Source organism: Nocardia aobensis NBRC 100429, assembly GCF_000308375.1.
In the GTDB taxonomy this organism is placed as follows: domain Bacteria; phylum Actinomycetota; class Actinomycetes; order Mycobacteriales; family Mycobacteriaceae; genus Nocardia; species Nocardia aobensis.
In genome coordinates this window covers 64,988-81,145 of sequence record NZ_BAFQ01000167.1, presented here as the reverse complement: position 1 = coordinate 81,145, position 16,158 = coordinate 64,988, and the positions used below count along the sequence as shown (strand labels likewise).

13 protein-coding genes are annotated in these 16,158 nt (G+C 68.6%); 5 read left to right on the top strand and 8 right to left on the bottom strand.

Features of this window, described 5'->3' with window-relative positions:
• Window positions 1-14: 14 nt before the first annotated feature.
• Window positions 15-1,391 carry a hypothetical protein gene (locus RJ03_RS22270; RefSeq protein WP_232329355.1) on the bottom strand — a complete coding sequence of 459 codons (1,377 nt, stop codon included), beginning with the start codon at window positions 1,389-1,391 and terminating at the stop codon, window positions 15-17.
• Between the two features lie 79 nt (window positions 1,392-1,470).
• A complete protein-coding gene (pdxR, locus tag RJ03_RS22265; protein WP_036505502.1) occupies window positions 1,471-2,883 on the bottom strand; it encodes a MocR-like pyridoxine biosynthesis transcription factor PdxR in 1,413 nt (470 codons plus the stop codon).
• A gap of 90 nt (window positions 2,884-2,973) precedes the next feature.
• On the opposite strand from pdxR, the gene RJ03_RS22260 reads away from it, so the two are divergent.
• Complete coding sequence (locus tag RJ03_RS22260) at window positions 2,974-3,684, top strand: pyridoxamine 5'-phosphate oxidase family protein (protein ID WP_036505501.1); 711 nt, start codon at window positions 2,974-2,976, stop codon at window positions 3,682-3,684.
• Here the strand turns inward: RJ03_RS22260 and RJ03_RS22255 are convergent.
• Together RJ03_RS22255 and RJ03_RS22250 are read right to left on the bottom strand one after the other, a co-directional pair.
• Window positions 3,671-4,897 (bottom strand): hypothetical protein, encoded by a 1,227-nt coding sequence (locus RJ03_RS22255; RefSeq protein ID WP_036505499.1) that lies wholly within the window; start codon window positions 4,895-4,897, stop codon window positions 3,671-3,673. The two genes, RJ03_RS22260 and RJ03_RS22255, sit on opposite strands and share 14 nt — an antisense overlap.
• Window positions 4,898-4,903: 6 nt before the next feature.
• Window positions 4,904-5,677 carry a crotonase/enoyl-CoA hydratase family protein gene (locus RJ03_RS22250; RefSeq protein ID WP_036505497.1) on the bottom strand — a complete coding sequence of 258 codons (774 nt, stop codon included), beginning with the start codon at window positions 5,675-5,677 and terminating at the stop codon, window positions 4,904-4,906.
• 53 nt (window positions 5,678-5,730) lie between these two features.
• Between RJ03_RS22250 and RJ03_RS22245 the strand changes: the two genes are divergently transcribed.
• Together RJ03_RS22245 and RJ03_RS22240 are read left to right on the top strand one after the other, a co-directional pair.
• Window positions 5,731-6,327 carry a TetR/AcrR family transcriptional regulator gene (locus tag RJ03_RS22245; protein ID WP_036505495.1) on the top strand — a complete coding sequence of 199 codons (597 nt, stop codon included), beginning with the start codon at window positions 5,731-5,733 and terminating at the stop codon, window positions 6,325-6,327.
• Window positions 6,328-6,337: 10 nt separating this feature from the next.
• Window positions 6,338-7,957 carry an acyl-CoA dehydrogenase family protein gene (locus RJ03_RS22240; RefSeq protein WP_036505493.1) on the top strand — a complete coding sequence of 540 codons (1,620 nt, stop codon included), beginning with the start codon at window positions 6,338-6,340 and terminating at the stop codon, window positions 7,955-7,957.
• A gap of 21 nt (window positions 7,958-7,978) precedes the next feature.
• Here RJ03_RS22240 and RJ03_RS22235 read toward each other — a convergent pair whose 3' ends face one another.
• Together RJ03_RS22235 and pgi are read right to left on the bottom strand one after the other, a co-directional pair.
• Window positions 7,979-8,749: an ArsR/SmtB family transcription factor gene (locus tag RJ03_RS22235; RefSeq protein WP_218000989.1), complete on the bottom strand. Its 771-nt coding sequence runs from the start codon at window positions 8,747-8,749 to the stop codon at window positions 7,979-7,981.
• Window positions 8,750-9,016: 267 nt separating this feature from the next.
• Window positions 9,017-10,669, bottom strand: a complete 1,653-nt coding sequence (gene pgi, locus RJ03_RS22230; protein WP_036505491.1) for a glucose-6-phosphate isomerase — start codon at window positions 10,667-10,669, stop codon at window positions 9,017-9,019.
• A 119-nt stretch (window positions 10,670-10,788) separates the two neighbouring features.
• Here pgi and RJ03_RS22225 point away from each other — a divergent pair, with 119 nt between their 5' ends.
• On the top strand, window positions 10,789-12,240 hold the full coding sequence (locus RJ03_RS22225; protein WP_036505540.1) for an NAD-dependent succinate-semialdehyde dehydrogenase: 1,452 nt from the start codon (window positions 10,789-10,791) through the stop codon (window positions 12,238-12,240).
• Window positions 12,241-12,376: 136 nt separating this feature from the next.
• Here the strand turns inward: RJ03_RS22225 and RJ03_RS22220 are convergent, their stop codons facing one another.
• Window positions 12,377-12,685, bottom strand: coding sequence for a chorismate mutase (locus RJ03_RS22220; protein ID WP_036505489.1), 309 nt, complete (start codon window positions 12,683-12,685; stop codon window positions 12,377-12,379).
• Between the two features lie 303 nt (window positions 12,686-12,988).
• Between RJ03_RS22220 and pcrA the strand changes: the two genes are divergently transcribed.
• On the top strand, window positions 12,989-15,538 hold the full coding sequence (gene pcrA, locus RJ03_RS22215; protein ID WP_036505487.1) for a DNA helicase PcrA: 2,550 nt from the start codon (window positions 12,989-12,991) through the stop codon (window positions 15,536-15,538).
• Window positions 15,539-15,562: 24 nt separating this feature from the next.
• Here the strand turns inward: pcrA and RJ03_RS22210 are convergent, their stop codons facing one another.
• Window positions 15,563-16,081 carry a GNAT family N-acetyltransferase gene (locus RJ03_RS22210; protein ID WP_036505485.1) on the bottom strand — a complete coding sequence of 173 codons (519 nt, stop codon included), beginning with the start codon at window positions 16,079-16,081 and terminating at the stop codon, window positions 15,563-15,565.
• Window positions 16,082-16,158: the final 77 nt, after the last annotated feature.

The window sequence follows — 16,158 nt, the reverse complement described above, 5'->3', positions numbered from 1 at the left end:
CCCGCCTCGAACCGTCAGCTCCGGCCGCCGACCCGCAGGCGGAGTCGTCGCTCGAAGTCGGTCACGAAAACCGACAGCGGCACCGACGAACTCGAGCGCTCCACGACTCCGTCGTCGGCGACGTAGAAGACCGCGCGGTCGAGCGCGATGTCGTTGTCCGGCACCGGCGATCGCACCATCCAGCCCACGCTGACCCGGTCGGCGCGCAAGGACGACGGGGGGTAGTCCGCGGTGTCGTACCCGCGCTCGCGGATGTGATCGCGGACCAGTGCCAACGCCTCCGTCTCGCCGATCCCGGCGACCTCTCCGGCAACCAGATCCGCGAGGACGAACTGGAACAGCGCACCGGCGACGTCGACACCGGTGTCGTCACCGACCACCTGCACGATCGCCTCACGTGTCACCGCGGCGGCTTGCGCGGCCGATACCAGCAACTCGGCGGCATCCGGTGACGGATTCTCAACGACCTCGGCGACGACTCGCGCCACCGTGTCGGTGGTCCACACCGCGGGCAGCGCCGCCGCGCATTCCGACACCGGAGCGGATTCGCCCCGGTACCACTGCCCCTCCTCCCACCAGAAACAAAACGACAGCATGCCGGTCAGCACCCGCGGATTGAGCACCGGGTCCGCCACCCAGTCCGGCGCTCCCGCAAACACATTCGGCATCGCGCCACCCCCGTTGTAGGCGACGTCCAAGGCGGGGGCCTCCCATACGCCACCCGACAGCACCGCCCGATCTCCGGGAAGCAACGTCAACGTCGAGCCGCTGTGGGCCGCGCTTTCGAAGATGCCCACGGACGGACCGATGCGTGGCCCCCGTTCCGAGCCGACCGCCACGAAGGCCGCGGCCAGCACCGCCCACCGTGCCCACAGTATTCGCAGGTCCGGCAACTCACCGGTGACCGGCACCGCCCGCACGCCCGCGCTCCGGTCCGCCCGCATTCCGTCCCAGGCGGCGCGCGGTGGCCTCGACTGGGATTCACCGCGCCCGATGTACGCCGCCAACCACACCGGCAGCCGACCGCGCGGATGATGTTCCAGGTCGGCCAGGTACGCCTGCGGCGCGAACAACTGCTCCCCGGGAAACGGCTCGGCCCCGTGATCGACGACGACCTCGGCCTCTTCCGTGTCGGCCCGCACCACTATCCGCCACCACGGCTCGCTCTGCAGCTCGGCCGAGAGCTGCCGGTGCCGGCGCACCGACGCCCACACCTCGTCCGACACCTGACACCTGATCGGCCCGTTACCGTCGTCGACCAGGAACAACGCCGACTCGGTGACAACGGTCACCGCGAACGATGCCTCCAGCCGTTGCCATCCGGGCGGTGCGAGCTCGCGCAAGCCCGCGATGATCCGGTCCGCCGAGTCCGCGAGATCTTCAATTCCCACCACCGCCTCGATCTATCGCTCGTCAGGGCCGCATACGGATCGAGAATTTCGTAACCGAGGCCCGCATGCAACCGGGCTGCTATTGCCACCCCTGGAAAGTGGCGCGCACATCGGTGTTCGTCTCGCGCGCGGCGGCCGCGAGGCATTCGGCGGCGACCCGGAGGGCGCGGGGGAGTTCGTCGCGGGGCACCGCGGTGTATCCCAGCGCGATGCCGAATGTCTGCCGGGGTCCGGCGTGGTGGCGGGCCAGCCCGTCGAGGAGAACACCGCGGCGGCGCGCGAGCTCGATCGCACGGCCTTCGGCCGCCGCATCGGGGAGGGGAACCACCAGGTGGGAACCGGCGTCGTCACCGCGGATATCGAGGCCGTGGCGGCGTAGTTCCGCGACGGTGAGCGTGCGCCGGGGCGGTACTTCCCGGCGCAATCGGCGCAGATGGCGGGCAAGATCGCCGTGGCGGGCGAGTTCGGCCAGCACCAACTGACCGGCCGGCGCCGGCCAAGCGCCGGTCGATTCGCGGTGCGCCAATACGGCCGCCACGATCCATGGGGCGGCGACCAGCCATCCGACGCCCAGTGTGGGCGAAAGGATCTTCGAGGTGGTGCCGAGGTGGACGACCAGGTCGGGCGCGAGCCCGGCGAGCAAGGGCAGCGGTGCGCTGTCGTAGCGCAGTTCCCCGTCGTAGTCGTCTTCGACGATCACCGCGCCGGTGCGCCGCGCGAAGTCCACGAGCTCGACCCGGCGGCCGGCGGGCATCCGTACGCCGAGTGGAAATTGATGTGCCGGAGTGCAATACACCGCGCGGACATGAGCGGGAATCGATGCGACCAGGATCCCGTCGCGGTCCATCGGCACCGGCACCACCTCGACTCCGGCGGAGCGAAAGGCGCCGACCGCGCGCAGATATCCGGGATCTTCGATGGCGACGGCATCGCCTGGCCGCAGTACCGCACGAGCGAATTCGCCTACGGCGCAACTGGTTCCGGCTGTCGCGATGATGCGTGCCGGTTGATCGACGCGCAGCCCGCGATGGCGCAGCAGATGTTCGGCGACCATGGCCCGATAGCCGGGATCGCCGGCGCGCTCCTTGCGCACCGACGGGCCACGATCGCCGGCCGCCCGCCAGGCCCGCCGCCATGCGGCGCTGTCCATCGCCTCCGCGCAGGGGGCGCCGGGCGCGAGGTCCAGCAGTTCCCCGGCGGAATCCGAATCCGCCTGGGCGGCTGAGTGGTTCGAGGCCGGAACGGGTGCCGCGGTGAGGTAGGTCCCCGATCCGTGCCGCCCGGAGATCCAGCCCTCGGCATGTAGTTGGTCGTAGGCGGCGGTGACCACGGTGCGGCTGACGCCGAGCCGGGCGGCGAGGGCTCGCGAGGAGGGCATACGGTCACCGCCGCGCAGTCGTCCGTCGGTCGCGGCCTTGCGCAGCTCGTCGGCGACCTGTACCGACAGCGGACGCCGGTTCGATCGATCGACCGCGAGCGGCAGCTCGTCCACGGTTGTTCTCCGATCCGCTCCGAAGTGGACTTCTCGAAAGCCTGTGTATTGGCCATTTCATAATGCCATTCGCCGCGCGATGCTGTTCCCATGACCGCCACATCAGTTCCCGGACCTGCGCTTTCTCCCACCCGCCGCAGTACCGTCACTCGCTACCGGGACCGCGCGGCGACCGACCGCGCGGCCTTGGACGACGTTCTCGACGCCGGCCTGATCTGCCATATCGGCGTGCTACTGCACGGCGCGCCGGTCGTGCTGCCGACCATCTACGGACGGGTGAACGACACGCTGTATCTGCACGGATCGACCGGTGCGGGCAATATGCGCGCCGCCCTCACCGGCGAGATCTCGGTGGCGGTGACGTTGGTCGATGCGATCGTGTACGCCCGTGCGGCCATGCACTTTTCGATGAACTACCGCTCCGCCGTCATCCACGGGCGTCCGGTCGAGGTCACCGATCCCGAGGAGCGGCTGCGCGCGTTGCGCGCCATCGTCGAACATTCCGCCCCGGGCGCCTGGGACACCGTGCGCGCGCCCGACAAGAAGGAGTTGGCGGCCACCCTGGTCCTGGCCCTCGACCTCACCGAAGCCTCGGTGAAGACCCGCACCGGCGATCCCTCCGACGATCCCGCAGACCTCGACAGCGACGCCTGGGCGGGCTTGCTCCCGGTCCGCCAGGTCTTCGGCACGCCGGTCCCGGCGCCCGACCTGGTGCGCCCGGTGGCTGCCCCGGACCACGTGACGGCGCGTACCGGAACCGGCGAAGCTGCCGGCCGTCGACACCGGTTCACCAGACGGTGACCGGCACCTCGAGCCGCTCGATCGTCTTGCGCGCGACATCGATCAGCGCAGCGGGGGATCGGAAGTGTTCCTGATCCAGGCCGACCAGTGCGAGGGTGTACGTGTGCCCGATCCGGCACAGATAGGCCGCGAGACGCGTGCGGGGCAGCGCCGTCGGTTGCAGTCCGGGATGGATGGCCCGGGCGGCGACGCCGGTGCAGCGATGGGGACCCAGCTGCGCCAGCGAGGCGGGGAGGGTGCCGATATTCGAGCACAGGATGTCACGTTCGCCCGCACCGCGCGAGAGCCGATGGGCCACGCGCGCGGGCAGCACCTGCAATAGTTCCGCGGGCATGCCCGGCGGACCGGACATCCGGTATTCGTATGCCGCACGGCACTTCTCGCGGAGGATGGCGGGTGTGTCGGTGCGTTCGACCACCACTTCGGTCATAGCCATGTCGTTGTTGACGCGGCGATCGTCGCGGGTGTCGACGGGCACGGCGGCGGTGATGGTCGGATCGGGAAAGCCGCTGTCCCACAGTATTTTCGCGACGATATGGAGGAACAGGCTGTTGGCTGTTCCACCCCGTCCCGCCGCGGCCAGCTCCCAATCTGCCGCCGGAAATTGAAGTATCACATCGGAGGTCGTCGCCGTCTCGGCACTGCGACCCGTGCCGTCACCGGATTCCCGTGGAACTCCGTGGCGCAGGGCGCGTGCGGTGCCGGACACCACGGTGGACCACTGCCGGGCGGCATCGGCCCAATCCGACTGGGGGGCGGCGTAATCCGTGACCGGCGTGCCGGACAGCGCGTGGTCGACGGCCAGTGCCAGGCCGCGACCGTCGGCGAGGGCGTGGGAACACGTCAGCGCCACCACCGAACCGCCCTCACGCAACGCCGCCGCGGACAGCCGCCATCCCGGTCCGAATTCCGGATCCAGCTCGTAACCCTGTTCGCCGGCCCAGCTCAGCAGATCAGCGGTGGTGATGCCGCCGCCGGCGATACGCAACGGATGAGCGCCGTTGTTGCGCCGCCAGTACGGCCGCGCACCCGGCACCCGTGGCCGGACGACCCGGCGGCCGAGCGGGCCGACGCGCAGGGCGGCGTGGATCTGTTCCAGCAGCCGGCGGTCGATGGGGTCGGCGGTGCGCCACAATCCTTGCAGCGCACTGGGAGTGCCCAGACCGCGATGGGCGCGCAGGAAGATCTCGTCGACGACGGTGAGCCGGCCCATCGCCGCTCAGGCCGACGATCCGTGCCGGCCCGCGCCACCGGCGAACCGTTGCGCACCCTCGAGCGCGCCGTCGGCCAGCGCGGTGAAGCCGTAGCGGAACTCGCGCGTCATCGCCTCCGATTCGTCGAGCCCCCACTGCTCCAGCGCCGACATCCGATCCGACCGCAGGCAGGTCTGCGGCAGCGCGGCCAGTTCGGTGGCGAGCCGCTCCGCGGCGGCGCGCGATTCGCCGGGGGCCACGACCTGGTTGACCAGTCCGATCTGCAGTGCCTCGGGTGCGGCGACCGCACGGCCGGTCAGGATCATGTCCATCGCCCGGCCGTGGCCGACGATGCGCGGCAGTCGCACGGTGCCACCGTCGATCAGCGGGACGCCCCAGCGCCGGCAGAACACGCCGAATGTGCTGTCCTGCTCGGCGATTCGCAGATCACACCACAGCGCCAGTTCCAGTCCACCGGCTACGGCATAGCCGGAGACCGCGGCGATCACCGGTTTGGTCAGCGTCGTGCGGGTGGGGCCCATCGGCCCGTCGCCGTCCTCGGCCGCCCGATTGGACTTCTCGGTGCCCAGCGATTTCAGATCCGCCCCGGCGCAGAAGGTGCCGCCCGCGCCCCAGAGCACCGCGACCGCCACCGTGTCGTCGGTATCGAATTCGCGGAACGCCGCCGCCAGCGCCTGCGCGGTCGGTCCGTCGACGGCATTGCGCGCCTCGGGGCGATCCAGGATCACCGTGAAGACCGGCCCGCTGCGCTCGATTCGTACGCTCACGAATTCGACCATACGGCCCGCCCCGGCCCTTGCGTCAAGAAATGAATATGTGATTCACTTCTTGCGTGGCGTACCGCAGAACCCCCGCCGTGCAGGCCCGACTGGACGCCCAGTCGCGCGCCATCGTGCACGCGGCCATGAAGGTGCTCTCGGAGCAGGGCTTCGGCGGGCTGTCGATGGCCACCGTCGCCGCGGAGGCGGGGGTCGCCACCGGAACCGTCTACAAGAGCTTCAGCGGTAAGTCCGAACTGGTCACCGCCGTGTTCCGGGACGTCGTCACCCGGGAGGTCGCCGCGGTCGCGCAGGCCGGGGCGGAGGGCGGTGTGGTCGAGCGGGTCACCGCCGCGGTGGAGACCTTCGCCGGGCGCGCGCTGAAGAATCCCAAACTCGCCTACGTCCTGCTCGCCGAACCCGTGGACGCGAGCGTCGACACCGAACGCCTGCGCTTCCGCCGGGCGTTCGCCGAAACCTTCGAGACCGCGATCGCCGACGGTGTCGGCGCCGGGCAGTTGCCGCCGCAGGACCCGCGCACCACCGCCACCGCCCTGGTCGGCGCCATCGGTGAGGTGCTGGTCGGACCGCTGGCCGAGCAGTTGCAGAGCGAATCCGTGGTGCCCGAACTCGTCGCCTTCGCCCTGCGGGCCCTCGGCGCGCACGAATAGGAGAACTCATATGGCCACCCACGAAGTGTTCAACCAGGTCCCGCCGATCACCCCGTTCGACTTCTCCCGCAACCCGGCCCTGATCGAGGGCCTGCACCGCGAGGGCGCCGGCTGGGCGGAGGCCGAGGTGCGTGAATTGGGCGCGCTGGCAGGTAGTTTCGAGGCGCAGGAGTGGGGCCGGCTGGCCAACGAGTACCCGCCGGTGCTGCACACTCACGATCGCTACGGCAATCGGGTGGACGAGGTGGAGTTCCACCCCTACTGGCACAACCTGATGGACGTCGCGGTACGGCACGGCCTGCACGGCAGCCCCTGGCTCGACGACCGGCCCGGCGCGCACGTCGCCCGCGCCGCGAAGTTCTACACGTGGGGCATCGCCGACGCCGGACACATGTGCCCCATCTCGATGACCTACGCCGCGGTTCCGGCATTGCGCCACAACCCCGAACTGGCCGCCCGCTTCGAGCCGCTACTCGGTTCGCGCACCTACGATTTCGGCCTGCGCGAACCCTCGTCGAAGGCCGGCCTGATCGCCGGGATGTCGATGACGGAGAAGCAGGGCGGCTCCGACGTCCGGGCCAATACCACCACGGCCACACCGCAATCCGACGGTACCTACCGCGTCGTCGGGCACAAGTGGTTCACCTCCGCGCCGATGTCGGACATGTTCCTGACGCTGGCCCAAGCGCCGGGCGGCCTGTCCTGCTTCCTGCTGCCGCGGGTGCTGCCCGACGGCACCCGCAACGCGCTGCGGCTGCAGCGCCTGAAGGACAAGCTGGGCAACAAGTCCAACGCGTCCTCGGAGATCGAGTACGAGAACGCGACCGGCTGGCTGGTCGGCGCCGAGGGTGCGGGTGTGAAGACCATCATCGAGATGGTGAACATGACCCGGCTCGACTGTGTGATCGGTTCGGCGACCGGCATGCGCACCGGTGTGGTCTACGCCGCGCACCACGCGCGGCATCGGGAAGCGTTCGGCGCCAAGCTGATCGACCAGGCCGCCATGCGCAATGTGCTGGCCGATCTGGTGATCGAATCGGACGCCGCGACGACGGTGATGATGCGGCTGGCCGGTGCCACCGACCGCGCCGCGACCGACCCCGCCGAGGCGGCACTGCGCCGAATCGCGTTGGCGGTCACCAAATATTGGGTCTGCAAGCGGGCCCCGGCGCACGCGGCCGAGGCGCTGGAATGCTTCGGCGGCAACGGCTACGTCGAGGAGTCGGGTATGCCGCGGCTGTACCGGGAGGCGCCGCTGATGTCGATCTGGGAGGGCTCGGGCAATGTTGCGGCGCTGGACGCCCTGCGCGCCATGGGCCGTCAGCCGGAGACGGTCGAGGCCTACTTCAACGAGGTGTCGCTGGCCCGCGGCGCCAACCACCACCTCGACGACGCGATCGACCGGATCGGCAAGGAGCTCACCGACCTCAGCGATATCGAGTTCCGCGCCCGGCGCGTGGTCGAACTGATGGCGTTGGTGCTGCAGGGCGCGCAGTTGGTGCGCCACGGTCACGCCGCGGTCGCGGATGCGTTCTGTGCCAGCCGATTCGGTGGTGACTGGGGGATCGCCTTCGGCACCCTCCCGGTGGGGGTGGATACCGAGGCGATCCTGCAGCGCGCCTTCGTCTGATCCGGTTTCGCACGATCCGGCTCAGCTCACCGGTTCGCTCGACATCTCCCACGGGGCCTGCGGCAGTACGTCGCCGGTCTCGAGGAGGGATTTGAGGTTGGCCAGCACGGCGGGCCAACCGCTCGAAATACCCTGCAGCATCTCCTGATTCGGCAGATTCTCATGGGTGACGGTGAGCCGGACGATATCGCGGTGCGGTTCGACGAGGAAGGTGACCAGCGACGGCGACCGGTCGGCATCCGGCATGTCCTCGAAGGTCACCACGAGGCGGTGCGGCGGATCCGATTCGATGACCTCGCCGACGACGTCGACCGCACCCGAGCCGTCGACGCGGCGGTGTTCCCAGCTCGAACCCGGTTGCCAGTCGGAGACATTCGCATGTCCCCAGTAGCGGGCGGTGAGATCGGCGTCGGTCAGTGCCTTCCAGACCTGTTCGGCACTGGCGTGAATGTAGGTGACGTAGACGTAGGTGGGCACGGTCGTGCTCATGGCGTACTCCTCAGCCTGGTTTCTGATGGCCCGGATCGCATCCAGTCGCGGCCTGTCGAAGACGGAGATCCATCGTTGTTCGATGTCGTGGATTGGTGCCGGATTGATGTAGTGCACCCGTTCCCGCCCGCGTCGCAGCACGGTGACCAGTCCGGCTCGGACCAGGATGTCGAGATGCTGCGTCAGTGACTGGCGCGCCATCTCCACCCGCTCGCACAGTTCGCGCAGGGTCTGCCCGTTCTGCTCACGAAGCCGGTCCAGTAGCAGTCGCCGTGTCGGGTCGGCCAACGCCTTGAAGACCACGTCCATATCCGGTTCGGGTTGCACGGGAAAATTATGCAGGTATTTACCTGCATAAGTCAACAGGTCCGGGTGGTGCGCTGTGCGGTTGGGATCTCACGGGGCGGCGGCGAGGGCCAGGCCGATCAGGCCAGCGCACAGCAGATGTTGTCCAACCGAGGTCATATTCCGGACGTGACAACTGCGCGCCGGCCCGTGGCAGCGCCGTGCTCACATTCCCGGCATGAGATCAATGACGCATCCGGGCGAGGTATTTCCGTGGTGGCGGGATCAGCGGTGGCCGCGATACCACCGGATCAGCGCATCGGTCGACGAATCCGATTGCGGTGCCGGATCTTCGGTGGAGGTGAGCAGCGGCTCCAGCGCGAGCGCCTGCTGTTTGCCCAGCTCCACGCCCCACTGGTCGAAACTGTCGATGCCCCAGATGGTGCCCTCGACGAAAACCTGGTGCTCGTAGAGCGCGATCAACTGTCCGACCACCGACGGGGTGAGCTGCGGGGCCAGGATCGCGGTGGAAGGCCGGTTACCGGGCATCACGCGATGCGGCACGAGGGCCGGATCGAAATCCGGAGTGCCGCCGTCCTCGGCTTCGATCTCCGCTGCGGTGCGGCCGAAGGCCAGCACCTTCGTCTGCGCGAACAGATTGCTCATCAGGATGTCGTGCATGCTGCCGGAGCCGTCGCGCGTCGCGAGATCATCGGTGGGACGGGCGAATCCGATGAAATCGGCCGGCACCAGCCGGGTGCCCTGATGCAGCAACTGGTAGAAGGCGTGCTGTCCGTTCGTTCCGGGTTCGCCCCAGAAGATCTCGCCGGTCGAGGTCGTCACCGGACTGCCGTCCAGGCGCACCGATTTACCGTTCGACTCCATGGTCAGCTGCTGCAGATAGGCCGGGAAGCGCGCCAGATCGTTGGAGTACGGCAGCACCGCGCGCGACTGGGCGCCGAAGAAATTCGAGTACCAGACCCCGAGCAGGCCGAGCAGGATCGGCGCATTGCGCTCCGGCGGCGCGGAAACGAAATGTTCGTCGACACTGTGCATTCCGGCCAGGAATTCGGCGAAACGTTCCTTGCCGATCACCGCCATCATCGACAGCCCGATCGCGGAATCCACCGAGTAGCGGCCGCCGACCCAATCCCAGAACTCGAACATGTTCGCGGTGTCGATGCCGAAGTCGGCCACCCGCTGCGCATGGGTGGACACCGCCACGAAATGTTTGGCGACCGCGTCCTCGCCGAGCGCCGCCACCAGCCAGCGCCGCGCCGCGGTGGCATTGGTGAGCGTCTCCAGCGTCGAAAACGTCTTGGAGGCAACGACGAACAGGGTGTGTGCCGGGTCGAGGCCGTCGAGCTTCGCGATCAGATCCGCCGGGTCGATATTGGAGACGAATCGCGCCGAAATACCGGCATCCGCGTAGTGCCGCAAGGCTTGATACAGCATGGCGGGTCCCAGATCCGAGCCGCCGATGCCGATGTTCACCACCGTGGTGATGCGTTCACCGCTCGCGCCGCGCCACTGCCCCGAGCGCACCGCATCGGTGAATTCGCCCATCCGGCGCAGCACTTCGTGCACCTGCGCACCCGCGTCGGCGCCGTCGATCGTCATCGAGGCGCCGGCCGGCAGGCGCAGGGCGACATGGCCCACCGCGCGGTCCTCGGAGGTATTGATGTGCTCGCCCGCGAACATCGCGTCCCGGCGCCGCGCCACCCCCGCCGTCTCCGCCAGATCGAGCAGCAGATCCAGGGTTTCGCGGGTGATGCGGTGCTTGCTGTAGTCGATGTGCAGATCGCCGACCTCGACGGTCAGCTCGCGTCCCCGCTCCGGATCCTCGGCGAAGAACTCGCGCAGATGCCGGTCGGCCACGGCCGAATAGTGATCGTGCAGTTTCCGCCAGGCCGCCGTCGCGGTGATGTCGCTGCTCACCCCCGCGAGATTACAGACCAGTTCCGCTACGCGCAGGTAGTCGTTTCGCTACGCGCAGGTAGTCACAGCCCACCTGGCAGTTGCCCGCGCTCGCGTCCACCGCGGCCTACCCTGAGCACATGGTGTCGCAAACCGAGTTACTCGAATCCGTCCCCACTCAACTCTGGATCGGCGGGCCGGTGGATGCCACCGGTGGCGCCACCTTCGCGGTCGAGAATCCGGCGACCGGAGAGCCCCTCGTACACGTCGCCGACGCCACGCCGGAGGACGCCGTGCGCGCCCTCGACGCGGCCGTGGCCGCGCAGGACAGCTGGGCCGCCACCTCGGCCCGCGAACGCGGCGAGATCCTGCGCGCGGTCTACGAGCGGATCGTCGAGCGCACCGAGGACTTCGCCCTGCTGATGACCCTGGAAATGGGTAAGGCGCTGCCCGAGAGCCGCAACGAGGTGCGCTACGGCGCCGAATTCTTCCGCTGGTTCAGCGAGGAAGCGGTCCGGGTGCACGGCCGCTACCAGACCGCGCCCACCGGGACGGGCCGCATCGTCGTCCACAAACAGCCGGTCGGGCCGTGCCTGGCCATCACGCCCTGGAATTTCCCGCTCGCGATGGGCACCCGCAAGATCGGCCCGGCCCTGGCCGCGGGCTGCACGATGATCGTCAAACCCGCCTCGGCCACACCGCTGACCATGCTGCTGCTGGCGAAGCTGTGCAGTGAGGCCGGGCTGCCGGACGGGGTGCTGTCGGTCATCACCTCCAGCCACTCCGGTGCGGTGACCGAACCGCTGATCAACGATCCGCGGCTGCGCAAACTCACCTTCACCGGCTCGACCGGCGTCGGCAAGAAACTGGTGGAGAAGTCCGCGAACGGCCTGCTGCGCACCTCGATGGAACTGGGCGGCAATGCCCCGTTCGTGGTCTTCGACGACGCCGACATCGATGCCGCGGTGCAGGGCGCGATGCTGGCGAAGCTGCGCAACGGAGGCGAGGCGTGCACCGCCGCCAACCGGTTCCACGTGCACAACTCGGTGCGCGCCGAGTTCACCGACAAACTGGTCGCCGCCATGCAGGAGGTGAAACTCGGCCCCGGTGACGACCCGTCGACCACCCTCGGCCCGCTGATCAATCAGGATCAGCTCGACACCGTCAGCGAACTGGTGGAGGACGCGGTCGAGCGCGGCGCCGAGGTACGCATCGGCGGGAAGGCGCCCGGCGGGACCGGGTACTACTATCCGGCGACCGTGCTGTGCGAGGTGCCCGAGCAGGCCCGGATCCTCAGCGAAGAGGTGTTCGGACCGGTCGCGCCGATCGTCGGATTCGATACCGAGGAGCAGGGCCTCGCCGCCGCCAACGACACCGAATTCGGTTTGGTCGCTTACGTTTACACCCGCGATCTGGATCGTGCGCTGCGTATCGCGGAGGGGCTGGAGAGCGGCATGGTCGGCATCAACCGCGGCGTCATCTCCGATCCGGCGGCGCCGTTCGGCGGGGTCAAGGCCTCCGGATTCGGCCGCGAGGGCGGCTTCGAGGGGATCGAGGAGTATCTGTCGACGAAGTACATCGCCCTGCCCTGACCCGGCAGTCCCCGGATACGAAACGACCGCCCCGGGGGATCGGCACCCGGGGCGGCCTGGGGTCGCGGAGTTCGTCGAGACGATCGCCGCGTGGTCTCGGTGGGTTGTGTAGCTCAGTGGCCGAGGCGGCGGTAACTCAGTGGCCGAGGCGGCCGCGGCCGAGGCGGAGCAGCAGCATGGCCAGCGTGTGACCTTCCTGACCCAGTTCGCTGAAGCGTTCCAGCACCTTCATCTCGCGGGAGTGCACCAGGCGCGGGCCACCGTTGGCCATGCGGGTGCGGCCGATGATGCGCGAGACCTCGGTGCGCCGCTTGATGGCTGCGAGAATCTCGGCGTCGAGGCGATCGATCTCCTTGCGGAGCTTCTCGATCTCCGCCTCACTACTCGGCAACGTCGCATCGGAACCGGTCGCTGGCTGATCAATCGGCTCAGTAGAGGTGCTCATACTTTCTTCTCCTCGTGTCAGAACTTCGATCGGCGTGCGGCCCTGCCCCGTTACCGATGTGATTCCTCCACCGTGAAACAGACCTGTTCGGCCTTGAATTGTCCCCCGTCGAGTATGCGCTCACGTGCGAAATCGGCGACCACGAATACCTTCGTACGCCTGAACAGCAGAGGTCGTGAGCGCGCTGGTCATGTGGCCAGTCTGCCACGTGGGGCAAGTGAGGCAAAGTTCTCGTCGGTGAGAATGCGCTGAGATCGCGCCGGACTACAGCATGTCGGTGGCCGCCGGTAGCGTGGATGGACGATGGAGACGACGGTGGCGGGAACAGCGGCGGGGACGGCAACGGTGGGTACGGCGGCAACGCGAGGTGCGGACAGGTCCGCGCAGGCCGATCAGCAGGCGCAGCGCCTGCTCGAGGGCCTGAACCCGCAGCAGCGGGCGGCGGTTGTGCACGCGGGTTCGCCCCTGCTGATCGTGGCCGGCGCCGGCTCCGGGAAGACCGCCGTACTCACCCGGCGCATCGCCTATCTGCTGGCCGAACGCGGCGTCACGCCCGGGCAGATCCTGGCCATCACGTTCACCAACAAGGCCGCGGCGGAGATGCGCGAGCGCGTGACGGACCTGGTGGGTCCGCGCGCCGCCGCCATGTGGGTGTCGACCTTCCACTCCTCCTGTGTGCGCATCCTGCGGATGCAGGCGAATCTGCTGCCCGGCGCGTTGAACTCCAACTTCTCCATCTACGACGCCGACGACTCGCGCCGCCTGCTGGCGATGATCATTCGCGACCAGAATCTGGATCCGAAGAAGTATTCGCCGCGACTGCTCGCGACCGCCATCTCCAATCTCAAGAACGAGCTGATCGACCCCGAAACGGCCACGGCGGACGCGGAATCAGACGAGACGGAACTGCCCGGTATCGTCGCCCGGGTCTACACCGAATATCAGCGGCGGCTGCGCGCGGCCAACGCCTTCGACTTCGACGATCTGATCGGCGAGACGGTCGCGCTCCTGCAGAGCCACCCGCAGGTCGCCGAGTACTACCGCCGTCGCTTCCGGCATGTGCTGGTCGACGAGTACCAGGACACCAACCACGCCCAGTACGTGCTGGTGCGCGAACTGGTGGGCCATCATGTGCGACCGGCGGCCGACGAGCTCGCCGACGCCGACGCGGGGGCCGAGGCGGCCGATCCGGAATTCAGCCCGGCACGTCGCGGCGATGCGGTGCCGCCCAGCGAGCTGTGTGTGGTCGGTGACGCCGACCAGTCCATCTACGCGTTCCGCGGGGCGACCATCCGCAACATCGAGGAATTCGAGCGCGATTTCCCGGACGCGGAAACGATTCTGCTGGAACAGAACTACCGCTCCACCCAGCACATCCTCTCGGCCGCCAACGCGCTCATCTCCCGCAACGAGAATCGGCGCGACAAGAAGTTGTGGACCGATTCCGGTGAGGGCGATCTGATCGTCGGCTACGTCGCCGACAACGAACACGACGAGGCGTCGTTCGTCGCGCGCGAGATCGACCGGCTGGTCGAACAGGGCGACTACAACTACGGCGATGTCGCGGTGTTCTATCGCACCAACAACAACTCGCGGGCGCTGGAAGAGATCTTCATCCGCATGGGGCTGCCCTACAAGGTGGTCGGCGGCGTCCGGTTCTACGAGCGCAAGGAGGTCCGCGATGTGGTCGCCTACCTGCGCGTGCTCGAGAATCCCGACGACGCGGTGAGCCTGCGCCGCATTCTCAACACGCCGCGCCGGGGGATCGGTGACCGCGCCGAAGCCTGTGTCGCGGTGCACGCCGAACAGCGCGATATCGGCTTCGCGGCCGCGCTGCGCGACGCCGCCGACGGCAAGGTGGCGCTGTTGAACACCCGCGCGCAGCGTGCGATCGCCGGCTTCCTCGATCTGCTCGACGAGATCCGCGCCGCCGGCGTCACCGCGGACAGCGAATTCCCCGATGTGGGCAATGTCGTCGAGGCGGTCCTGGACAAGACCGGCTACCGCGCCGAGCTGGAGGCCTCCGACGATCCGCAGGACGGCGCCCGGCTGGACAACCTCAACGAATTGGTCAGCGTGGCAAGGGAATTCAGTTCCGAGGCGCGCAACAATGTGGAGGCCGCCCGCGAGGAGGGCCTGCTGCCCGAGGCGGCCGACGGCGAGCCGGACCCCGGTTCCCTGGCGGCGTTCCTGGAACGGGTCTCGCTGGTGGCCGATACCGATCAGATCCCGGACGAGGGTTCCGGCGTGGTCACCCTGATGACCCTGCACACCGCGAAGGGCCTGGAGTTCCCGGTGGTGTTCGTGACCGGCTGGGAGGACGGCCAGTTCCCGCACATGCGCGCGCTGGGCGATCCGGCCGAACTGGCCGAGGAACGCCGCTTGGCCTACGTCGGCATCACCCGCGCCCGGAAACGGCTGTACCTGAGCCGCGCGGTGGTGCGCTCCGGCTGGGGACAGGCGGTGTCGAATCCGGAGTCCCGCTTCCTGCAGGAGATTCCGGGGCATCTGATGGATTGGCAACGGCTGGAACCGACTCCGCCGTCGGGCGGACGTGGCTTCCGCCGCCGCGGCGAGGACGACGGCCTGGAACGCGACTGGACCCGCGGTGACGGCTGGTCCCAGCAGCGCCCCGGCCTGCGCGATCGCAGCCCCGCCCGGCCCGCCGCCAAGCACAACAACTCCGGCCTGGTGCTCGCCGTGGGCGACCGTGTCAGCGACGACAAGTACGGTCTCGGCCGCGTGGTCGCCGCCGAAGGTTTCGGCGCCCTCGCCACGGTCACCATCGATTTCGGCACCGCCGGCAAGATCCGCCTGATCCCGCAGTACAGCCGGACCCTGGTAAAGCTCTGAGGCGCCGTCCCGGCGGCCTCGCGCTCAACGGCCCGCCGGGACGATGCCTTTCACCATGATCCGTTCCACCCGGTCGCCCGCATCGAGAACGCCGAGCTGTTCGGTGCGCTGACATTCCGCCTCGAACTCGAATCCGTTGCGGCGGTAGAGCGCGACGGCATGCTCGTTGTCGGCGAAGACATCGAGCCGGAGGGTGGTGTATCGGTTCTCGGCAGCCCAACGCTCGACACGACCGAGCAGCAGATCACCCACCCCCAGGCCGCGCGCGGACCGGTCGACCCATATCGAGATCACCCGGGCCGCACCATGGTCGGGCTCCGGCACCCCACTCGCGATTCCCACCGGTTCGCCGTGACGAAACGCCAGCAGATCGTGCGCCCCGGGAATACTCAACCGCGCACGCCAGCGGTCTTCCCGGTCTCCGTCGCCCTGCCAGTCCGCCAGCCGAGTCCGAAACGCATCCGGCGCCCCCGCGAGCGCCGCTAGTCGAGCCCGCCGCCACAACCGCCAGTCGTCCGCCCCGACCACACGAATTTCGATCATGCCGCAAGATTGACCGCTGCGCCCATCGACCGGCAACGGCTTTCTCAGGCAGCCGCCCGGCAGAGAGTGCGGGTGAC

What these genes read in the sequence shown, in the direction of transcription:
- RJ03_RS22260 (WP_036505501.1), top strand. Translation starts at nt 2,974, where the DNA reads ATGACCGCCACATCAGTTCCCGGACCTGCGCTTTCTCCCACCCGCCGC.
- RJ03_RS22255 (WP_036505499.1), bottom strand. Translation starts at nt 4,897, where the DNA reads ATGGGCCGGCTCACCGTCGTCGACGAGATCTTCCTGCGCGCCCATCGC.
- RJ03_RS22250 (WP_036505497.1), bottom strand. Translation starts at nt 5,677, where the DNA reads ATGGTCGAATTCGTGAGCGTACGAATCGAGCGCAGCGGGCCGGTCTTC.
- RJ03_RS22240 (WP_036505493.1), top strand. Translation starts at nt 6,338, where the DNA reads ATGGCCACCCACGAAGTGTTCAACCAGGTCCCGCCGATCACCCCGTTC.
- RJ03_RS22225 (WP_036505540.1), top strand. Translation starts at nt 10,789, where the DNA reads ATGGTGTCGCAAACCGAGTTACTCGAATCCGTCCCCACTCAACTCTGG.
- RJ03_RS22220 (WP_036505489.1), bottom strand. Translation starts at nt 12,685, where the DNA reads ATGAGCACCTCTACTGAGCCGATTGATCAGCCAGCGACCGGTTCCGAT.
- pcrA (WP_036505487.1), top strand. Translation starts at nt 12,989, where the DNA reads ATGGAGACGACGGTGGCGGGAACAGCGGCGGGGACGGCAACGGTGGGT.
- RJ03_RS22210 (WP_036505485.1), bottom strand. Translation starts at nt 16,081, where the DNA reads ATGATCGAAATTCGTGTGGTCGGGGCGGACGACTGGCGGTTGTGGCGG.